We start from the raw sequence: 20,759 nt of genomic DNA on the forward strand, positions 1-20,759 counted from the left end.
TGAGGTGTTAATCATGATATTTGTGATTAGGAGTAAGTGCTATGTACATATAAAATGATAGCAATATTTGAAATAGACTTAACTCTCACTGGCAACAGAAGATTTATACAACTAAAAATTGTTCAAATTCAGCCACAAGAAGCACCATCGACTAGAATATGAACTTCGAAAAAGTAGAATATCTTGAGCATGCTTGTCACTGTTGCAGTGAATTGATCATTGCCGCAAGAAAACGTGCCGCCTCTCCACCGGTAATGAGTCGATGATCAACGGTAAGTGAAATTGGAAGAATTTTATGCACAGCAGGAGCGCCATTTTCGACGACAACCGCTTCACGTAATTTTCCGATGCCAATAATCGCGACTGTCGGTGGAACAATAATTGGGCTCGCATAACGGCCAATAAAAACGCCGAAATTGGATAAGGAGATTGTTGCGCCATGAAGGTCCGCAGGCGGAAAATCTTGTTTTTTGGCGTGCACTTTAAATTCGTTAATTTTTTCGCGAATTTCTAAATCAGATTTATTAGCAACATCTTTAATGACTGGTGCATAAAGTCCTGCTTCAGTATCAACAGCAACGGCTAAATTAATTTCTTTAATTTGTTTGTAGCTTAAGGATTTTCCATGGAAATGCGCATTTAATTTAGGTACTTGTTCGCACGCATGTTGTACGGCGCGCATAATGCGAACGCTAATATCTACATCGGGTCCGAAATGATGAATGTCTGCATCGTCAACCAGCGTGACGGGAGCCACTTGCTGTTGAGCAAGGGCCATGTTGATAGCCATGCTTCGAGTTACGCCGTGGAGTGCAGTATAGCCTGCTGGCGCGGCGATATCGGCGGTAGTCTGGGCGGTTTGATTAACAGGAGTGTTGTTGCCTTCGGCCGCAGCACTTACATCGGCAGAGGTGATGGAGCCTGCAGGTCCTGTGGGTGAGACTGAGTTTAAGTCGACACCTAATTCATTGGCCAGTTTCCGAACAACAGGGCTGGCTTTAATACGCGCTCCTTGAGCGGCTGCAGGTTTGATGCCGGTTGCGCTTTCATTGATAACAGTATCGCCTACTTGAATAGATCCAACGACAGTCCCCGCATCTTTTCTATGTTGTTCAACATGATGGCTAGATTGGGCATCCGCATTGAAGCTCACTAAGGGAGCGCCGGTTTTGATTAAATCACCCGTATTACCATGTAATTTTGTGATAGTCCCCGTAAAAGGTGAGGGCACATCCAGCAACGCTTTAGCTGTTTCCATAGCGACAATGGGTTGGTCTTCAGTAACTTGATCACCTTCTTTTACAAGCCATTCACGAATTTCAGCTTCGTGTAATCCTTCGCCCAAATCGGGTAGGTAAAAAATTTTCATTCGAACTCCATTAAATGTTTGGCGGTTGCCATTATACGCGTAACGCTAGGCATGTAAAAATTTTCAAGTTTGTAATAAGGCATCATGGTATCAAAACCTGTGACCCGTTGAATGGGGGCTACTAATGAGGTGAGTGCATGTTCCGCGACAATGGCGGCAATTTCGGCGCCCACACCACAGTTTTTAGGTGCTTCATGCACGATCATTAATCGTCCAGTTTTTTCAACAGATTCTAAAATCGTTGCGCTATCGATAGGGCTGATCGTGGCCAAATCAATGACTTCAGCTTGAATTCCTGCTTGTGCGAGCTGCTCAGCGGCTTGTAAGGATTCGACGGTATAAGCGCCCCAGGTCACCAGGGTGAGATCGGTGCCTTCACGCAAGACGAAAGCTTGATCAAGGGGTAAGGCCTCACCATTATCAGGGACTTCTTGTTTGACGAGTCGGTAGATGCGTTTTGGTTCTAGAAAAACAACCGGATCGGGGTCACGAATCGAAGCCAAAAGCAAACCATAGGCACGAGCAGGGGAGGAAGGAATCACCACTCTCACACCGGGTATGTGCGCAAAATAGGCTTCATTACTTTCAGAATGGTGTTCAGGCGCATGAATGCCGCCACCCCAGGGTGCTCGGTACACCACCGGACAGGTGATGCGTCCGCGCGTGCGGGTTCTCATTCGACTGGCATGACTCACAATTTGGTCGAAAGCAGGGTACATGAAACCTTCGAATTGAAATTCAGCGACGGGTTTTAAGCCTTGAGCCGCCATGCCTATCGCCATACCACCAATCATGCCTTCAGCGAGCGGGGTATCGAGTACGCGTTCGGGTCCAAATTTCTGCAGAAGACCTACAGTGGTGCGAAATACGCCGCCATTGGTGGCAACATCTTCACCAAAGACGATCACATCTTTATCTGCCTGCATTTCGTAGGCAAGAGCCTGGGTAATCGCTTCTGCTAGCGTAATCTCAGCCATGGTTACCTCCTAGTAAAATTTCGCGTTGTTCGAGCATGGCTTCAGGCACTTCTTTGAAAGTAAAATCTATAATATTTTCAGGTGGTTGCGGTAGCTTGTTCGCGTAATCTTTAAGGGCTTGGTCTAACTCCTGAGAGAGTTCATCGATTAATTGCTTTTCTTTTTCGTCGTTCCAGACACCTTGTTCTGTGAGATAACGACGAAGTCGAATTAAAGGCTCTTTGGTAGTCGCGCCTTTTACAACCTCTTCATTCCAATAGCGTTTTGCATCATCAGCGGTGGTATGATCAGACAAACGATAGGTCACAGCCTCAACAACGGTTGGGCCTTTTCCGTTTCGTGCTTTTTCAACCGCGCGTCCCACAATTTCCCGTACGGCGATGACATCATTCCCGTCAACCTGAACGCCCTCTATGCCCCCCGCGATGGCTTTTTGTGCCAGCGTTTGCGCATGAGTTTGAATGCCTCTGGGTACTGAAATGGCCCACTGATTATTGTTAATCACAAATACTACAGGCAAATTCCATGCGCCCGCGAGGTTCACAGCTTCGTAAAAAGCCCCTTCTGATGTTCCACCATCGCCTAGTGATGTGACAGCCACCCGAGGTTGTTTGCGATATTTGAAGGCATACGCGATGCCGCAAGCGTGTAGACATTGCGTTGCAATGGGTACACTCGGTGAAAAATCTTCACGCGCAACTTGAAAATCTGCACCGCGTTCGTCACCGCCCCAATAACTCAAAATCTCATCGAGTGTGACGCCACGCTCAAGTAATGCACCTTGATCACGGTAGTAAGGACAAAACACATCCTCAGGGCGCATCGCATCGCCCAAACCCGTGGCTACAGCTTCTTGTCCCAACGAAGAAGGGTAGGTTCCCATTTTTCCTGTTCGCTGCATGATAACCGCTTTTGCATCCAATAAACGCGTACGTTGCATGGACGTAAATAATCGAATCAAATGGTTATGGTCATTAGCAAATGCAGGAAGTGCTTGTACGGCGTGTCCTTCCTCATTTAAAAATTGATGATATTGGATGCTAAATTCGGCGACGGTTTTCATGCTCTTCCTTATTCGTTAAGACGTTCTTCAGCGATCGTATGAGCGACAATATTGGTTGATTTATTTTCAGCCTGAGCGCGTTCAAAGACTCGGAGTGATTCATCATCAAGATTAGTGATTTTTAGTTGAGCCCGTTCATGGATAGCTTCGTTGCTGGAATCATATTCAAAGATGTCTCGATTAGACATTTCAGCAGTTGGCATTCGCCATTTCCCCCCCATTAAATATCCCCTAGTCACTACCTGTCTTTCTCCGTGAAGAACGCACTCTAGCCGAAGCCTAGTCCGTTGGCAAGTGCATGCCAGTCTGTACTTTTACCTACACGTTAGGAGGTGGTATATTAAACGCAAGTATAGCAGAGCTACGCTCAGAGGTCATATTGGGTCAGGTCTAACATTGAAACCAGCTCGGAGTTTATGTAGACCTGATTCCTCAATAATGAGTTGGGTTCAATGTTAGACCTTGCCCCATGGCCAATGGGGAGACCTGCCCCCTGAGCCTCTCTGTGATATAATGGTAAAATCTAACAGGACAAAGGAGTGCAGCTATGTCACAAGATTTACGTCTATCTCGCGTGATTGCCCACAGAGGCGCCTGTGCTTACGCACCCGAAAATACTTTAGCCTCCATGCGTAAAGCCCACGCGATGGGAGCCAAGTGGGTTGAATTTGATGTCATGCTGACTGCTGATGGTGAGGCCATCATTATGCACGACGACACGTTGAGAAGAACCACAAACGGCGGAAAACGAGCAGTCGCAGCAACAGCTTACAGTGATATCGCTCAGCTCGATGCGGGTAGTTGGTTCGCAAAACAATATGCTCAAGAAACCGTTCCCACGCTGCACGAACTATTGGACTTACTCATAAAATTAAAACTACACATCAACCTTGAAATAAAACCAACTCCAGGAAAAGAAGCCGAAACCGCTGAAAAATCGATTGCAATAGTCAAAGAAATTTGGCCAACAGCAGAAAGTCCACCGATGATATCAACACAATCTGAAATATGTTTGCGCATTGTGCACCAAATTGCCCCAGAATATTGTTTAGGTACTGTTATTCATGAATGGAATGAGCCTTGGCAACAATGGTTAACTGATTACGCTTGCCAATCTGTTTCTGTTAATCATCAGATTTTATCACCCGAAAAAATTGTTGAATTAAGAAAATACGTGAAATATGTTTTAGCGTATACCGTCAATGAGCCATGGCGAGCTCATGAACTTTTCGAATGGGGTGTTGATTCGGTTTTCAGTGACAAACCGGATTTGTTATCAATAACTTATTCTTAAGCACTTTTCTCTTACCTAGCATTGCCACTGACACAACTATAGACAGTTGCGTCAGTGACATAGACAAGGTGATTATACTATAGGGTATTATTGATTTTAGATGGTAGGACCTCTAATGGAGTGCATAATTGTTCTTTAATCTCTATGAAATCTTTCTGGTTTTTTGCATTGTAAAATAAAATTGAAATCAAAATGTCCCATTTTTTTAATATTTCATTGAGTGATTTAAATAAAGCGGTTTTCCTATCTGAAGAGGTTGGGTCTACGTTATCTGGATAAAACACTAAAGGATATACCCCTTTCTTTTTGTCTTGTGACTCACATTTATCTACAAACATGGCTCCAATATTGTTCAAATTATGTTCTCCATCAAAACTAAATATGTATATTTCAAATAAATCCGTCTCTTTGAATTGATCGATACTAGATGTATAAAGAGATGTAATTATCTTATTTAGACGATCTCTCAGCCGCATGTATTCAATAAGGACTTCATTTTCGTCATGTTGTTGTAAAAGGTGTATCATGTGTTCATAAAGGGAATGTAAGATAATACATCGATACGAAAGGGGGTAGGAGTCTTTTGTGGTTTTGAAAAAACTAGGGTCTGATTCTATCATATACTTCGTTCTGCTCATAACATACCTCACTAGTTATTAATGGTTACATTTTAAATTATAGCATATATTAGTATATTTGTCAAATTTTAGGATATTAGTTAGTGTAGTACGTAACTTGGCAAGTGGGATAATAAATATATTTTAGAAAGCTGCAATCACAAAAGTAAATTTTGTTGAACCCGCCAATTTATTAGAGGATGTTGTTGTATTCTTTCGCGAAGTTCTTGATCGTCAGTAAGCAGGTCTGGTTTGATAACGGAGTTTTTTTGTGCTGTTTCCAAAAATTCAATTTCATTCTTTCGGAAAGGTAATATCTTCTGGAGTGCTTCTTTACATTCATTTAATAGATTCGATGCCCAATCTTGAACGGCACCATAATTTTGTGGTCCAACATTTTTGTTAAGTACAGGAATCAATTTATCACGAATATCTTTCACAGAGAAATTTAGATTATTGATATTAATATTCTGCCAACTTTGCTTTCTCATACTCGCATATATTGTGAACGCTAATCTGAGTTTTTCGATATCTAATGGACATTTTGTAAGTAATTGGTGGCTATCGAATAAATCACGACTAACGTTTCTTTCGAATAAGGCATTGAATTTACCTGCGGCTATTTCATGGATGTCAAGAACTTTGCAATGTGTGGCTTTAGGCCATGATGGTGATTTTCGCCATTCAGGCTCCCATAAGGGTATCCGATATAAATAATTAAGGTCTATTTCAAGACGACCCTTGTTATTTGTAAAACTATTGTAGGTTAAAACTGTTTTACCACCGGCGTGTTTATTCGGGTTTCTGTGAACTGAATATTGTCGTTGCTCACAAATACTTAAGAGTATTTTTTCAACTTCTAATCTATCTTTACGCATAGAATCTTTGTGAAGTTCGCCAATATAATTTAAGTCGATGTCGACAGATAGTCTAGGAAACTCGTCATTATAGAAGAAATTTATAGCTGTACCACCTTTCAAAACAAGTCGATCAGAAAGATAGGGTACTTTCATAAATTCATCTAACAAATTTAAAAGATGAAATACCTTTTCAACCATTTCAGGACGATAGCCTTTATCTTGTGATTCTACTTTCAATTCATTGTCAAATAGTCTCATCATTTGGTTCTTCCCAAGTTCGATTAATAATCTCTAGTGGCACAACTAGTCGCCATTTATCTAAATACGTTCCTTTTTTATATCGCGTGCGATCCATATAGTGAGGCCCTTTTGGAATATGGGGCAAAAGCATATCAATATATTTTTTCTCTACAACATAATGTTTAGGTCGTTGTTCGAGAAAATACCCGACTTTGGCTACAGTAGTAGCATTTTTCAGAAGTAGAGCATAATTCACAATCTTAGCTGGATCAAACTGAGTGATGTTGTCGAGTGAACGCCAAATTTCTTCCCAGCCACCACCCAAATCTGGTCGATCTAAAATATCGACAATTGTGCGTTCTAAATTTGTCACTTTTATGAGTATGCCATTTCGTTTTATCAAATCAATACCGTAGTTGGTTTGGTTTGCTTTGATTAATGCAGTAGGTTGATTAATTGCCCGATAATATTGTGATTCGTATGAAAACGGTAATACCCTGTGTGAAGTGAGATAGGCAAGTTCATTAAAGGTTGTGTAGGCTGATCCATGTAATTCCAGTGATGCGTGGTAAGCAATTATTGCATCATCTGTTGCTTTGCTCGCAATAAGATAAGGGTCAATCCAGATATCTTGAGTACCAAAAGGTTTTACTGCATAAAGAAATTTGCGAATAAGGATCAAATGCCCAACTTTTTTGTGATAACTGAGTTGCTGTTTCCAGCTCTGTTGACGATGTGATCCATTAGATGCCATAAACTCTGCAAATTCTTCATACCGAAAAACTGGGTGGCTCTCAAAAAAATCTTTTATCCTCATAACTTGACACCATGTCATTAAAGAATACAATTATTATATACTACAATTACATAATGTCAAGTTATACTGATTCTATACTTTGTCTGTAGTCTTAATGGAATTTGAGCTGTTCTCAGAGAATAGATTCCATATTGAGGTTTATTATTCACAGTTTCTGGTATAATTTAGAATATAGGGAAATTAAATAGGGACATATAATGCATTCTTTAGTATGGATAGTGTTACTTTTCGGCGTTATTGGACTGCTGGCATATCACCGCGCGAGCCGGTCCGTTTTAGCCGTCGGCATTGGATTTTATTTGATCTTGTTAAGTGCTTTAAGTCATATTAATTTAATAATGATGCTGATTTACTGGGTGCTGTTCGGATTAGCATGCGTCGTGTTATTTGACAAGCAAACGCAGCAAAAATTGTTGGCCCCCATTTACAAAAACATGGGCAAATTGATGCCGACACTGTCACCTACAGAGAGAGCGGGTTTAGAATCCGGCACTGTAGGTTGGGAAGGTCAATTATTCGCAGGCATGCCAAATTGGTCGCAATTGTTGGCGTACCCTAAAGCAAAACTCAGTAAAAGTGAGCAAGCTTTTATTGATGGACCCGTGACACAATTATGTACTATGACAGATGAGTGGGACTTAACAGCTTATCAACTCTCTATCCCCGACAAGCTTTGGGCTTTCATGAAAAGCGAAGGCTTTTTCGGATTAATCATTCCAAAAAAGTACGGCGGAAAAGGCTTTTCTGCCTATGCGCATGCGTTAATTTTATCGAAACTTGCAGGAGTGAGTGCTTCGGTGGCGAGTACTGTTTCTGTTCCGAATTCATTAGGTCCCGCCGAACTATTATTAGAGTACGGCACGCAAGCACAACGTGATTATTATTTACCGAAATTAGCGAAAGGCGAAGAGATACCTTGTTTTGCATTAACCGGGCCCGATGTTGGATCCGATGCCACTAGTATGCCTGATCATGGCACAATTTGTGAGCGAGTGATCAACGGTGAAAAAATAATCGGGATTTCTCTGAATTTTAATAAACGCTATATCACATTAGGTCCGGTGGCGACGGTCATCGGATTAGCCTTTAAATTATTTGATCCTGATAATCTGATGAGTAAGAAAAAAAATCTGGGTATTACTGTTGCATTAGTTCCTGCTAATACAAAAGGTGTAGAGCATGGCCGTCGACATTTCCCTTTGAATGCTGTCTTTCCAAATGGTCCAGTTCGCGGAAAAGATGTCTTTGTTCCCATCGATGCCATTATTGGTGGATTTAAAATGGCGGGCAAAGGTTGGAATATGCTTGTAGAGCGACTCGCGGTTGGACGCGCAATTTCTTTACCCTCTATTTCTTTAGGTGGAGCGCAAATGGCTGTTGCGGTAAGTGGAGCTTATGCGCGGATTCGTGAACAATTTGGATTACCGATTGGCCGATTTGGTGGGGTAGAAGAACGATTGGCGAGAATGGCAGGCATGAGTTATATCATGAACGCAACGCGTAATTTTACTGTTGCTGCGATTGATGGGGGTGAAGCGCCTGCAGTGCCTTCAGCTATTAGCAAATATCATTTAACAGAAATGGGGCGAACAGTCGTCATCGATGCTATGGATATTCATGGTGGAAAAGGTATTTGTTTAGGGCCTAAAAATTATTTGGGAAGAGGATATCAGCAAGCTCCGATTGGCATTACTGTTGAGGGCGCCAACATTTTAACGCGTTCCATGATTATTTTTGGGCAGGGCGCAATTCGTTGTCATCCGCATATATTAAATGAAATTAGTGCAGTCGCAAATGAAGATAAAAAAGCGGGATTAGAGCAATTCTCATCTGAAGTTTTTGCGCACAGTGGGTATTTGTTGAGTAATTTGATTCGATCTTTTTGGTGTGGTTTACTCAATGCCAAATTCTCGAGTGCCCCAGAAAGTTCAGTAAAGCACTATTATCAACAATTAAATCGAATTAGCGCTTCCTTTGCATTGATTTCAGATGCATGCATGATTTATCTTGGCGGTGTCATGAAGCGCAAAGAAAAATTGTCAGGACGTTTAGGGGATGTATTAAGTATGTGCTACTTAGCCTCTGCAGTTTTGAAACAATTTCATGAGCGAAAAGAACCTCAAGATGAATTGCCATTAGTGCAATGGTCTTGTCAATATCTGTTGACACAAGCGGAACAACAACTCGATGGCGTTATCAGAAATTTTCCCAATAAAATAGTTCGAGGGATTTTAAGAGTAGCTATTTTCCCTTTGGGTCGTTGGAATAAATTACCGACGGATCGTTTAGTGAGTCAACTTGGAAAAATTATGCTGACTCCCAATCGAGTTCGTTCTCAGTTAATTGAAGGTGTCTATCTTCCAGAAGACCGAATCCATGTTCCAGGAATGTTAGAAACAGCATTAAAGATGGTGACGAAACATCAAACAACATTTAATAAACTTAATAAAGCCATTAAATCTGGCGAAGTCAGTGGGCTCACTTTTGAAGAGAGAATTGATCATGCTGAAGAGCTGAAAATTTTAAATAAAACCCAAGCTAGTCATTTGAGAGAATACAATACACTGAGGGAAATCATTATTTCTGTGGATGATTTTTCTGATGATGAATTACGAGGGGTGAAATGATTGCTCTCTCTATCATTTGCGCTATACTTAACTATAGAATGTTAATCAGGAGGACATATGAATAAGGTCGTTCATGGGATTATTGGATTATCCCTATGCTTTTTGTCTGCTGCATTTGCAGAGCAACAGCCTTATGGTGCTTGCGGTACAGGGCTTTGCGGAAGTAGTAGCTCTGAAGCAGGTGGTCAAGAGTTAGTGCAATATAATAAGTATATAACACCCTCACCGGCGTGTGCTCCTGGCGATTGTTACTTGTTCAACGAATTAGTTAATTGTTCAGTGAATGATTATTCTTGCAAAGATGGAAGGAGAAGAATCTGGAGCTATAGAGCAAAATATTACGCTCCCGATAACACGGAATTGTTGGTTAATTTAGACAAAAAATTATGCCCAACTAAAAAGACGTGTATGTGGCCTTATTCGCAACAAAGTAATTATTAATCTTGTAAGAAGGGGGCAAGCCTTGCCCCCTTATCAATGGTGATCCACAGAATCAGGTAATGTGACATTCATCTCTAATACTGAATGATCAGCATCATGTTGCAATTGCACGCTAAATTGCTGTTCATCAATGTGCAAGTATTGCGAAATCACACTCACCAATTTTTGTTTGAGTTCTTGTAGATTGATAGGGTTATTGCGAATTTTGCGAGTACGCTCATGCGAAACGATAATCTGTAAACGTTCTTTAGCAGTGCTTGCAGATGATTCCCTTCTAGAGCGAAATAAATCGAGTAAGCTCATCATGCGGTCTCCTTTGCCTTCTGCCCGAATAAACGTTTAAGTAAACTCTTTTTCTCGGGGTTGATAAATCGAAACGGTGTTTTCTCTCCCAGAAAACGACTAACCGCATCGGTATATGCTTGAGCTGCATCACTTTCTTGATCGATTATGACTGGAATACCTGCATTTGAAGCGCGAAGAACAGCTTGAGATTCAGGAATAACGCCTAATAGAGGAATGGCTAGAATTTCTCGAACATCATCGACACTGAGCATTTCGCCTTTTTCTACGCGAGAAGGTGAGTACCGTGTGAGTAATAGAAATTCGCTGGGTGAAGCTTGACCATTTTCTGCACGACGGGTTTTGCTCGATAAAATTCCTAAAATTCTGTCGGAATCTCGCACAGAAGAAACCTCGGGATTGGTTACGACAATTGCAGTATCTGCAAAATACATAGCAAGATGAGCGCCTCGCTCAATACCGGCAGGTGAATCACAAACAATAAAATCAAATTCTCGGCTCAGATCATTTAATACACGCTCAACACCTTCTAAAGTGAGTGCATCTTTATCGCGCGTTTGTGAAGCCGGTAAAATATAAAGATTCTCAACTCTTTTATCTTTAATTAAAGTTTGAGCTAATTTCGCTTCATCATTGATAACATTGATAAAATCATAAACAACGCGTCGTTCGCATCCCATGATTAAATCCAGATTACGCAAGCCGACGTCAAAGTCAATAACAACGGTGCGATAACCTCGCATAGCGAGACCAGTTGCAAATGCTGCGCTGGTGGTGGTCTTGCCCACGCCACCTTTTCCTGAAGTGATGACAATTATTTTAGCCATGATTTCCCTTTTTAGTGTCGAATCGAAAATAGCTTAAATAGTACACTGTTTAGGAAAGCGGTCAAGTCTAAGATTGCCCCATTCCTCAGGCTAACTATCAAACGAAGCCTCTTTGGATTAGCATTAAGCAGCTATGCTAGAGGCGATAATGAACCACGCCAGCTGGTATTTTGGTCCCTTGAGCTATGATGTCTCTGTAGGGTACTCTGACCTTCCCCTGGATTGATTATGCTGACAAGGCCACAATTTGCAGTTGATCATCTTGAATAAAAATTTGCACCGGCGAATTTCGATGTGTGCTGGCTATGTCATCTTGTAATTTGTAAAGTCCCGCGATAGAAATAATTTCGGCCTGAAGATCATGACAAAAAATCCGGGCATTTTTATCACCTTGCACTCCGGCTAATGCACGACCGCGTAAACTTCCGTAGATGTGAATATTTCCATCCGCAAGCACTTCAGCGCCCGCACTGACGGTAGCAATAATAATTAAATCTGACCCTTTTGCATAAACCTGTTGACCTGAACGAATGGGACTTACAATCATTTTAGAATTTGTAGTGGTTTGCTCAACCTTTACAGAAGATGAACGAGCTTTAGTCTGAGACGTTGATTCTCGTTCCGTGGAATTCAATGACGCTGATTTAGATTGAGCGTTGTTCACGTCTTCTTTTTTAATTTGTGAAAGAGTACCAAGACCTGCTGAATTGGCGGCTTCAAGTTGTTCTGGAGTTCCATTACACACACCAACGGGTAATAAACCATGTTCACGCAATAAGTCAATAATTCCAGAAAAATCAACAGGATAGGAATGATTCGTTAAATGCTGACAATCGATAACGATAGGCATATTGGCAAAAAACTTCGGCGTCTTTGCAATAGTTGCCTGTAGTTGCTGACGAATGAGATCAAGCTCTGCTTGATACAATTGCATTACAGTGAGGGTAAGTAGATTCCCTTTAAGTCCAAAAGCACCTGACTTTTGTGTGTGTGCTGATTTTAGTTGTGCTGACATGCCATCCTCAATTCGTCTCGAAAAGGATTTGCCCCCTTTCCTTCTCTAGTAATTGTGGCTATTCTCGCATACTTTAGTCCGAATGCAAACCAGGGGGGCCGGGCAATGAAGGACGCATCAAATAGCCACTCAGTGGAAGAGTGGACCAAATTGCAAAAAAACAACCAAGGTAATGGCGCTTTTCTAACCTTAGTTGAGCTGATTGAAAAAGGTTATACAGAATTTGCGGATAAAATCGCTGTATCCAATATGGGGGCTGATCTCACTTACCGTGAGTTGGGTGAGCTCGCTACACATTTCGCCAGTTATTTGCAAAGTCATTTTCAGATTAAAAAAGGCGATCGTGTTGCAATAATGATGCCTAATTGTTTGCAATATTGTGTTGCTTTGCATGCTATTTTACGAATAGGTGCGGTAGTCGTTAATATTAATCCAATGTATAAACCTCGAGAATTATTGCATCAAGTAAACGATGCTGAGTGCGACACAATTATTCTGATGTCGATGAGTGCATCCACACTCTCTGAAGTATTATCACAAACCAAGATAAAAAATGTGGTCATAACTCACTTAGGTGATTTATTAAGCCTCATGAAAGGCACGATCATTAATCTGGCTGTGAAATATATTAGACGGTTAGTAAAGCCGTATAATATTCCAAATGCAGTGTATTTCAAGAAGGCTTTATCACTAGGAAAAAAATTAAAATATAATCGCGTTGATATTTCAGCGAGCGATATTGCTTTTTTGCAGTATACGGGTGGAACAACGGGCGTTGCAAAAGGTGCGATGTTAGCACATGCTAATATGTGCGCGAATGTTTGGCAGACACAGGTTTGGGCTGGAAATCAATTGCCTGAGTTTGGTAAAACTGCTTTAAATCCACTTCCGCTGTATCATATATTTGCTTTAATGATTAATGCCTTTACAATTTATTCAATTGGTGGGCGCGTCATTTTAATAACAGATCCACGCGATATTTCTCAATACCCTAACCTTTTTAGACAATATCCTGTCACAATGTTGACAGGACTTAATACTTTATTTTTAGCTTTATTAGCGAATAAAGAGTTTCGTCAACTTGATTTTTCTAATCTGAAATTTACTGTGGGTGGTGGAATGGCAACACGACAAGCAGTTTCAGAAGAGTGGGAAAAAGTGACAAAACACGTCATCATTGATGGATATGGATTAACAGAAACAAGTCCTGTGGTTTCTATTAATCCGATATCGATTCAACACTATACTGGAACAATTGGTAAACCCGTTGCGGCGACGCAGGTTGAAATTCGAGATGATCAAGGCAAATCGCTACCTGTGGGAGAAACTGGCGAAATTTGTGTTAAAGGCCCTCAGGTCATGCTGGGTTATTGGAGAAATCCTTCGGAAACAGCCAATGTTTTAGGCGAGGATGGGTGGTTAAAAACGGGCGATGTTGGAAAATTTGATGCAGAAAGCTTTATTACCCTTGTGGATCGCAAAAAAGAATTAATTTCTGTTTCGGGTTTTAAAGTGTATCCGAATGAAGTGGAGGATGTATTAACTTCACATCCTGGTATATCTGAAGCTGCTGTTATTGGAATTCCAGACAAAACATCGGGTGAGCATGTTAAAGCGTATGTTGTAAAAAAAGATCCTAATGTAACGGCAGAAGAAATTATGTCGTATTGTCATGATAATCTTACAGGATATAAAAGACCGCATGAAATTGTTTTCAGAGATTCACTACCTAAAAGTAATGTCGGAAAAGTTTTGCGGCGAGCATTACGAGAAGAGGAGGGTTTATGAGTGCGGGGACTCGTTTTAGACAAGCGCTAGTTTCAGAAAGTCCACTGCAAATTGTCGGCGTCATCAATGCGTATGCTGCAAAATTAGCAGAAAAAGCAGGATTTAAAGCAATATATTTATCAGGAGCTGGAGTGGCGAATGCAAATTTTGCTTTACCTGATTTAGCCGTCACGAACTTAACGGATGTTGTCACTGAGGTACGGCGTATTACTGCAGCGACCCCGTTGCCATTATTGGTTGATGCAGATACAGGTTGGGGAAATGCAATCAGCATTGGACGAACCGTGCGTGAACTCACTCAAGCGGGTGCTGCTGGTTTGCACATAGAAGACCAATTGGAAAATAAACGCTGTGGACATCTTCCGGGAAAAAAATTAGTGGACACTAATGAAATGGTTGCGCGCATTCAAGCGGCTGTGGCAGCAAAAACAGATCATGCTTTTGTGATAATAGCACGTACTGATGCTGCGAATGTTGAAGGATTACCAGCCGCAATTCAACGAGCAAAAGACTATGTAGCCGCGGGTGCAGAAATGATATTTGCAGAAGCACTCACAACTTTAGAAGAATACAAAAGTTTTGTAGAGGCGGTTGGCGTTCCTGTGCTGGCTAATATTACTGAATTTGGCCAAACACCCTTATTTACGACTCAGGAATTAAAACAAGCAGGGGTAGCCATGGCATTGTATCCATTGAGTGCTTTTAGGGCGATGAGTTTAGCAGCCCAAAATACATACGACACGATTCGAGAAAAAGGATCGCAAAAATCAATTGTGGAAAAAATGCAAACGCGTGATGAGTTGTATGAGATTTTGAATTATCGTCAGCAAGAAAATTTAGTGAGTAAGGAGTAATTTATGTCTACAACAAGTGGTGGCTTGGCTGGAATTGTCGCAGGTGAAACAGCGATCAGTAGCGTCGGTAAAGAAGGAATGGGCCTCAATTATCGCGGTTATTCGATTAATGCTTTAGCTGAACATGCTTCGTTTGAAGAAGTCGCTTATTTATTAACACGGGGTAAATTGCCGACGCAGCAAGACTTTACAGCGTATCAGAAAAAATTAATTGGCTTGAGAGGCTTGCCTGAGTCGCTTAAAAAATTGCTTGAACTTATGCCCGCTTCTTCTAATCCTATGGATATTTTACGAACGGGATGTTCATTTTTGGGAACCTTGGAACCCGAAACTCATGAACATAATCAACTCGATGTGTGTGATCGATTAATCGCTTTATTTCCCGCGATATTATGCTATTGGCATTGTTTTCACAAAGAAGGTAAACGCATTGAAACTCAACTAAGTAATGATTCGCTTGCAAGTTATTTTTTAGAAATGTTGCAAGGTAATACGCCTGAGCCTTTATCGCGGCAAGTGATTAATGTGTCATTAATTTTATATGCAGAGCATGAATTTAATGCGTCGACATTTGCTGCACGCGTGACAACATCAACAGGCTCTGATTTCTATTCAGCAATTTGTTCAGCAATAGGAACCTTGCGTGGACCGCTGCACGGAGGAGCAAACGAAGCTGCAATGGAATTAATCGAACAGTTCAACACCCCTGATGAAGCGGAAGAAGGCATCCTCGAAAAGTTAGCGCATAAAGAATTAGTGATGGGATTTGGACATCGGGTTTATCGTACATCGGATCCTCGATCGGATGTCATTAAGGATTGGGCTAAATTATTAGCCGATTCAGTAGGGGATACAAAATTATTTCTGGTTGCTGAACGAATTGATGAAGTTATGCAGCATGAAAAACATTTATTCCCTAATTTAGATTTTTATAGCGCACTAGCGTATCATTTCTGTGGTATTTCTACTACGATGTTCACACCTCTTTTCGTGTTTTCACGCACAGCAGGTTGGGCTGCTCATATCATTGAGCAACGTGAATTAGGAAAATTAATTCGCCCCATCGCTGAATATACAGGGCCGTCTTCTCGACCTTATGTTCCTCTTGAGAAGCGTTCATAATTTTTTAAAATAAGTAATAAAATAATGCCACAAATTAATTTAAGAAATATTACATTGGGTCATGGTGGATTGCCTTTAATTGAAAAAGGCAATTTAACGATTGAACGCGGTGAACGAGTCTGCTTAATTGGTCGTAATGGAGCAGGAAAAACAACCTTAATGCGGATGATTTATGGTCAGATTACTCCAGACGATGGTGTAATAGAAACCGAAGGCTCCCTCAGTCTAGCCTTTTTATCGCAGACAATTCCGGACGGATTAAATAAAACAGTTTATCAAGTCGTTGCTCAAGCACTTGAGTCACTCCATCTAGAGGATTGGGAGCATCAATATCGTATCGAAAAAGTCATTACACAATTAAAGTTGCCCGGTGATGTGGATTTTGATCAATTGTCAGGTGGCTTAAAACGGCGAGTTTTATTAGCTCAAGCTTTAGTCATCGAGCCCGATGTATTGATGCTGGATGAACCTACTAACCATCTCGACATCGAGGCGATTAACTGGCTAGAAAAATTTTTATTAAATACACCGCAGACTATTATTTTTGTAACTCACGATAGAGTATTAATGCAAAATTTAGCAACGCATATTGTCGAAATTGATAATGGTCAAGTTAATAGTTGGCGAGGCCGTTACGAAGATTATTTAAAGCATAAAGAAGTTTTGCTACAGACAGAAGCTAAGGCGCACGCATTATTTGATAAAAGACTCGCCAACGAAGAAGTTTGGATACGTCAGGGAATAAAAGCTCGTCGAACTCGAAACGAAGGTCGAGTACGGGCATTAGAAAAAATGCGCAATGAAAGAAGTAAACGACGCGTTCGAGCGGGTAATGTAAGCATTACTCAACATGATTTAGAATTATCGGGTAAGATAGTTTTTGAGCTCAAAAACGTTAGTTATCGGTATGATGCTGTTGATATCATCAAAAACTTTTCTACCGTGATTATGCGTGGAGATAAGATTGGAATTATAGGTCCTAATGGATCTGGAAAATCGACATTGTTAAATCTAATACTTGGACGATTGATTCCTACTGAAGGAACTATAAAATTAGGGACTAATCTCAGCGTAGCTTACTCTGATCAAACTCAAGTAGAACTCGATGGATCAAAAACGGTGCAGGAAAATGTGGGATCTGGTAGTGAAACGGTGACGATTGGAGATCAGAAAAAACATATTATTAGTTATTTACAAGATTTTCTTTTTTCACCCGAAAGAGCCAGAACGCCACTGAGAGTGCTGTCTGGAGGAGAACGTAACCGGGTAATGCTAGCTAAATTATTTTTAAAACCCAGTAATGTTCTAGTGCTGGACGAGCCTACCAACGATTTAGATGTCGAAACACTAGAATTATTGGAAGAACAATTAATGAATTATCCTGGGACCCTATTGCTGGTAAGTCATGACAGGGCTTTTTTGAATAATATAGTGACCAGCACGTTGGTGATGGAAGGTGAAGGCGGTGTAGGTGAATACAATGGGGGTTATGATGATTGGTTGCGTCAACGAGCCTATGATCTATCAAAGAAACCTGCACATGAAGAAAGCGAGGTTAAAAAAGCAATTCCTGTAAAAGTACCAACTAAAAAGAGTTACAAAGATCAACGTGAATTAGACGCAATCACAAAAAAAATAGAGAAATTTGAAATAAGGCAACAAGAGTTGCATGGGAAATTAGCTGATGCTGATTTTTATAAAGAACATGGCAGTGAAATTCCTGGCATTCAGCAGGAACTTAATCAGATTGAAGCGGATATCAAAGCAGCTTACGATAGATGGACAGAACTGGAAGGATGATGGAGAAGTTTTTATGAAAGTGTTGCAGATTGTAAAAACATCTGATGGTGCTTTTTGGGCAGTTCGGCAAGTTGCAGAGTTGATAAAATATGGCATAGAAGTTCATGTTGCCATCCCGAGAGAATCCGGAGCAGCAATACCCGCTTGGCAAAAAACAGGTGCCATTGTGCATTTTATTGATTGTAGTTTACCTGTCCGCGCTCCTTGGAAAATGGCTGGAATTTCAAAAAAAATTCGGGAGCTCGTCAATCATATTAATCCTGATATAATTCATAGTCACAGTGTTACAACCACAATCATGCTGCGGCTAGCCCTAGGGCGTCATCACGGTATTCCTCGAATTTTTCAAGTACCAGGCCCCTTACATTTGGAGCAAAAGTACACAAAACTTTTTGAAATATTGGTGGCAGGAAAACAAGACTATTGGATTGCAAGTAGTCGATTCACGTATAATCTTTATCTAGATGCTGGCATTCCTTCAGAGAGACTTTTTTTAAGTTACTACAGCACAGAATTATCGCACTTCAACCATCCTCGAACAGGAGTTCTACGTAAAAAATTAAATATTCCACCACATGCTTTTGTGGTGGGGAATATCAATTTAATCTACCCACCGAAAAAATATTTAGGACACCGAATTGGATTGAAGAGTCATGAAGATGTTATTGAAGCGATCAGTATCGCTCAGAGTCAAAATGATAATATTTGGGGCGTGTTGGTTGGAGGTACATTTTCTGGTTCACCTCAATATGAAAAGAAATTGCGAGAAATGGCAGAAAAAAAAGGCAAAGGAAAAATTCTGATGCCTGGAAAATTCACCGCTGAAGAAGTGGGGCTCAGCTGGCCAGATTTTGATTGTGCTGTTCATGTGCCCTTATCAGAAAATTGTGGTGGAGTAGTGGAGCCATTACTCTGTGCTGTGCCTACCATAGCAGGGCAGGTGGGTGGTCTGCCTGAAGTCGTTCAACATGATCGAACAGGCATCACAGTACCCATTCGTCGTCCCGATTTATTAGCAGAAGCCATTTTGAATGTCGTTAAGGATCAACAAAAATACCACATTTTGGCTGAACGAGGTCGTCACCTAGCTACAAAAATGTTTGATCCTGTTCGTTGTACAAAGGAAATTCTAGCGATTTATCATCATATCCTAGATGCTCAGCCTCGACCTGAGGAGTTGTCTACTCTTAAAGGATTACTCGATACATGAGAGATGGAGTCAAATCTTAAACTGCCCCCTTTTCCTTTTCACTCTAAAAATGCTATTTTAAGGGATCGTCTGAACCGTTTTTTTTGCGGTGAATAATGAATAAGGAAATTCAATGAAAAAACTGCTTCTTATCATTTTGGCTTTTTCGACAAGCCTCGCTTTAGCCACGAATAATCCTTCCGTTCGTTTGCTTCCATTGAAATCTTCGGGTATGAGAACACGAACAGTGGCTGCGATGCCAATTCAGCTATCACCGGCAGTGTTTGAGATGCAGCGTACACGTAATCTTAAGCTCAATAAATCCAGACGTAATATAGTAGAAGATAATTTGCCGTCGGAAGTTAATTTGAGTATGAATGATGTGCCGGTGTTTGATCAAGGTCGCTATGGCACGTGTGTGGCTTTTGCAGTAACCGCCGCGATTGATGCACAAATCAACAAAGGTGATTACATTAGTCAACTTTGTTTGTTGCAGTTAAGTCGCAGTGTGACTCAAAACACTTATTGGCATAGTTTATGGGAAGGCAGTTCAATAAGGATACTTTTATCCTATATTTCACAGTACGGAATTATGACGACTGAGGATCAAAAAAAAGGCTTCTGTAATAATGTTAAAACATATCCTACAACATATGATGAAAAATATTTGAAACTTAAAATGAGTCCATCGCAATATCATGCTCATAGTGTAAACATTTATAAAAGTTATCGAATTGAGCCACAGATATTGTTTAATTTCACTCATGTATATTCCATGGGGGGGAGCTCAGATCAAATACTCACTATTGGAAACAACAGTGATGGCTGGGTAACACCCGAAGAATCATTTGCAGCAACGCGTAAATCAATTGCTGAAGGAAATCGTGTTATTGTGGAGTTTTTATTTAAGGCAGACAATATGCGCGTGGGTATTAAAAACACTGATAATGACACCTGGTTTATGAGTAATGATTTAAGATCAGCATTTAGTTCGCAACATTATTTAACAGATTCTAACGATTGGTATTATCATCAAGTTGTGATTTATGGTTATGATGATAACATCACTGTGCAAAACGCAGCGGGTGAAAGTCAAACAGGCGTTTTTTTGGTGCGTAATTCATGGGGTGAAGAAGGGCCCGAGTATATGACATACGATTATTTTAAACTTATGGCGTTGGAAGCCACTAGCATTAACACAACGAAAAAAACATATTAATGTAGCAATCGTGCGTTAAATTAATGCGTTTAAACTTGAGCCTCTTTTCCCCAATTGATCATTAGATCAAAGGTCTTTTGCTACCACAATTTTCGCCATCGCGATTAAAGATCATTGGTTTGCTGCTACCGCAATCATCACCTTTGCGATCAAATATTGGTTTGCTGCTACCACAGTCATCACCTGGTTTAACAGAGACCATTGGCTTGCTGCTACCACAATCGTCTTTACCACCAGCGATTACTGCACCAGAACAAGCAATTGCAGAAACCATTATTAAACTTGCGATTAACTTACTCATATCAATACTCCTTTTGATTTGATTAATTACCGTAAA

The 20,759-nt window shown here is 40.8% G+C and carries 20 protein-coding genes; 9 read left to right on the plus strand and 11 right to left on the minus strand.

The window, feature by feature from the left end; genetic code table 11:
* Nucleotides 1-196: 196 nt before the first annotated feature.
* Genes K2X50_00115 through K2X50_00130 form a run of 4 tightly spaced genes read right to left on the minus strand, consistent with a single transcriptional unit; the run spans nt 197 to nt 3,612 of the window.
* On the minus strand, nt 197-1,369 hold the full coding sequence (locus K2X50_00115; GenBank protein MBX9585636.1) for a 2-oxo acid dehydrogenase subunit E2: 1,173 nt from the start codon (nt 1,367-1,369) through the stop codon (nt 197-199).
* Nucleotides 1,366-2,346 (minus strand): alpha-ketoacid dehydrogenase subunit beta, encoded by a 981-nt coding sequence (locus tag K2X50_00120; GenBank protein ID MBX9585637.1) that lies wholly within the window; start codon nt 2,344-2,346, stop codon nt 1,366-1,368. Before K2X50_00120 ends, K2X50_00115 begins: the two co-directional genes overlap by 4 nt.
* Nucleotides 2,339-3,409, minus strand: coding sequence for a pyruvate dehydrogenase (acetyl-transferring) E1 component subunit alpha (pdhA, locus tag K2X50_00125; protein ID MBX9585638.1), 1,071 nt, complete (start codon nt 3,407-3,409; stop codon nt 2,339-2,341). Before pdhA ends, K2X50_00120 begins: the two co-directional genes overlap by 8 nt.
* 8 nt (nt 3,410-3,417) lie before the next feature.
* Nucleotides 3,418-3,612, minus strand: a complete 195-nt coding sequence (locus K2X50_00130; GenBank protein ID MBX9585639.1) for a hypothetical protein — start codon at nt 3,610-3,612, stop codon at nt 3,418-3,420.
* Nucleotides 3,613-3,956: 344 nt separating this feature from the next.
* Here K2X50_00130 and K2X50_00135 point away from each other — a divergent pair, with 344 nt between their 5' ends.
* Complete coding sequence (locus K2X50_00135) at nt 3,957-4,703, plus strand: glycerophosphodiester phosphodiesterase (protein MBX9585640.1); 747 nt, start codon at nt 3,957-3,959, stop codon at nt 4,701-4,703.
* A 77-nt stretch (nt 4,704-4,780) separates the two neighbouring features.
* On the opposite strand, the gene K2X50_00140 is transcribed toward K2X50_00135, so the two are convergent.
* The 3 genes from K2X50_00140 to K2X50_00150 all read right to left on the minus strand — a co-directional run bounded on the left by K2X50_00140 (nt 4,781) and on the right by K2X50_00150 (nt 7,237).
* Nucleotides 4,781-5,341: a hypothetical protein gene (locus K2X50_00140; GenBank protein ID MBX9585641.1), complete on the minus strand. Its 561-nt coding sequence runs from the start codon at nt 5,339-5,341 to the stop codon at nt 4,781-4,783.
* Nucleotides 5,342-5,478: 137 nt separating this feature from the next.
* The gene (locus K2X50_00145) at nt 5,479-6,441 is read right to left on the minus strand and encodes a nucleotidyl transferase AbiEii/AbiGii toxin family protein (protein ID MBX9585642.1); all 963 of its coding nucleotides are present in this window, start codon (nt 6,439-6,441) and stop codon (nt 5,479-5,481) included.
* Complete coding sequence (locus K2X50_00150) at nt 6,425-7,237, minus strand: transcriptional regulator (GenBank protein ID MBX9585643.1); 813 nt, start codon at nt 7,235-7,237, stop codon at nt 6,425-6,427. The genes K2X50_00145 and K2X50_00150 overlap by 17 nt, the downstream gene beginning before the upstream one ends.
* A 197-nt stretch (nt 7,238-7,434) precedes the next feature.
* Between K2X50_00150 and K2X50_00155 the strand changes: the two genes are divergently transcribed.
* Together K2X50_00155 and K2X50_00160 are read left to right on the plus strand one after the other, a co-directional pair.
* Entirely contained in the window at nt 7,435-9,864 is a 2,430-nt protein-coding gene (locus tag K2X50_00155) for an acyl-CoA dehydrogenase (GenBank protein MBX9585644.1), read from the plus strand.
* A gap of 57 nt (nt 9,865-9,921) precedes the next feature.
* On the plus strand, nt 9,922-10,305 hold the full coding sequence (locus tag K2X50_00160; GenBank protein MBX9585645.1) for a hypothetical protein: 384 nt from the start codon (nt 9,922-9,924) through the stop codon (nt 10,303-10,305).
* A 33-nt stretch (nt 10,306-10,338) separates the two neighbouring features.
* On the opposite strand, the gene minE is transcribed toward K2X50_00160, so the two are convergent.
* From minE to minC, 3 genes are all read right to left on the minus strand, one after another.
* On the minus strand, nt 10,339-10,608 hold the full coding sequence (minE, locus tag K2X50_00165; protein MBX9585646.1) for a cell division topological specificity factor MinE: 270 nt from the start codon (nt 10,606-10,608) through the stop codon (nt 10,339-10,341).
* Nucleotides 10,608-11,435, minus strand: coding sequence for a septum site-determining protein MinD (minD, locus tag K2X50_00170; GenBank protein MBX9585647.1), 828 nt, complete (start codon nt 11,433-11,435; stop codon nt 10,608-10,610). Before minD ends, minE begins: the two co-directional genes overlap by 1 nt.
* A gap of 226 nt (nt 11,436-11,661) precedes the next feature.
* A complete protein-coding gene (gene minC, locus K2X50_00175) occupies nt 11,662-12,450 on the minus strand; it encodes a septum site-determining protein MinC (protein MBX9585648.1) in 789 nt (262 codons plus the stop codon).
* 105 nt (nt 12,451-12,555) lie between these two features.
* Here minC and K2X50_00180 point away from each other — a divergent pair, with 105 nt between their 5' ends.
* The 6 genes from K2X50_00180 to K2X50_00205 all read left to right on the plus strand — a co-directional run bounded on the left by K2X50_00180 (nt 12,556) and on the right by K2X50_00205 (nt 20,422).
* On the plus strand, nt 12,556-14,238 hold the full coding sequence (locus K2X50_00180) for an AMP-binding protein (protein ID MBX9585649.1): 1,683 nt from the start codon (nt 12,556-12,558) through the stop codon (nt 14,236-14,238).
* Nucleotides 14,235-15,092, plus strand: a complete 858-nt coding sequence (gene prpB / locus K2X50_00185; GenBank protein ID MBX9585650.1) for a methylisocitrate lyase — start codon at nt 14,235-14,237, stop codon at nt 15,090-15,092. The genes K2X50_00180 and prpB overlap by 4 nt, the downstream gene beginning before the upstream one ends.
* 3 nt (nt 15,093-15,095) lie before the next feature.
* Nucleotides 15,096-16,214, plus strand: coding sequence for a 2-methylcitrate synthase (gene prpC, locus K2X50_00190; GenBank protein MBX9585651.1), 1,119 nt, complete (start codon nt 15,096-15,098; stop codon nt 16,212-16,214).
* A 24-nt stretch (nt 16,215-16,238) separates the two neighbouring features.
* Nucleotides 16,239-18,014, plus strand: a complete 1,776-nt coding sequence (locus tag K2X50_00195) for an ATP-binding cassette domain-containing protein (GenBank protein ID MBX9585652.1) — start codon at nt 16,239-16,241, stop codon at nt 18,012-18,014.
* 13 nt (nt 18,015-18,027) lie between these two features.
* Nucleotides 18,028-19,224, plus strand: a complete 1,197-nt coding sequence (locus K2X50_00200) for a glycosyltransferase family 4 protein (GenBank protein MBX9585653.1) — start codon at nt 18,028-18,030, stop codon at nt 19,222-19,224.
* A gap of 112 nt (nt 19,225-19,336) precedes the next feature.
* On the plus strand, nt 19,337-20,422 hold the full coding sequence (locus K2X50_00205; protein MBX9585654.1) for a hypothetical protein: 1,086 nt from the start codon (nt 19,337-19,339) through the stop codon (nt 20,420-20,422).
* Nucleotides 20,423-20,483: 61 nt separating this feature from the next.
* Here K2X50_00205 and K2X50_00210 read toward each other — a convergent pair whose 3' ends face one another.
* On the minus strand, nt 20,484-20,723 hold the full coding sequence (locus K2X50_00210) for a hypothetical protein (GenBank protein MBX9585655.1): 240 nt from the start codon (nt 20,721-20,723) through the stop codon (nt 20,484-20,486).
* Nucleotides 20,724-20,759 lie beyond the last annotated feature (36 nt).

It is taken from the genome of Gammaproteobacteria bacterium (genome assembly GCA_019748175.1).
In the GTDB taxonomy this organism is placed as follows: Bacteria; Pseudomonadota; Gammaproteobacteria; order JAIEPX01; family JAIEPX01; genus JAIEPX01.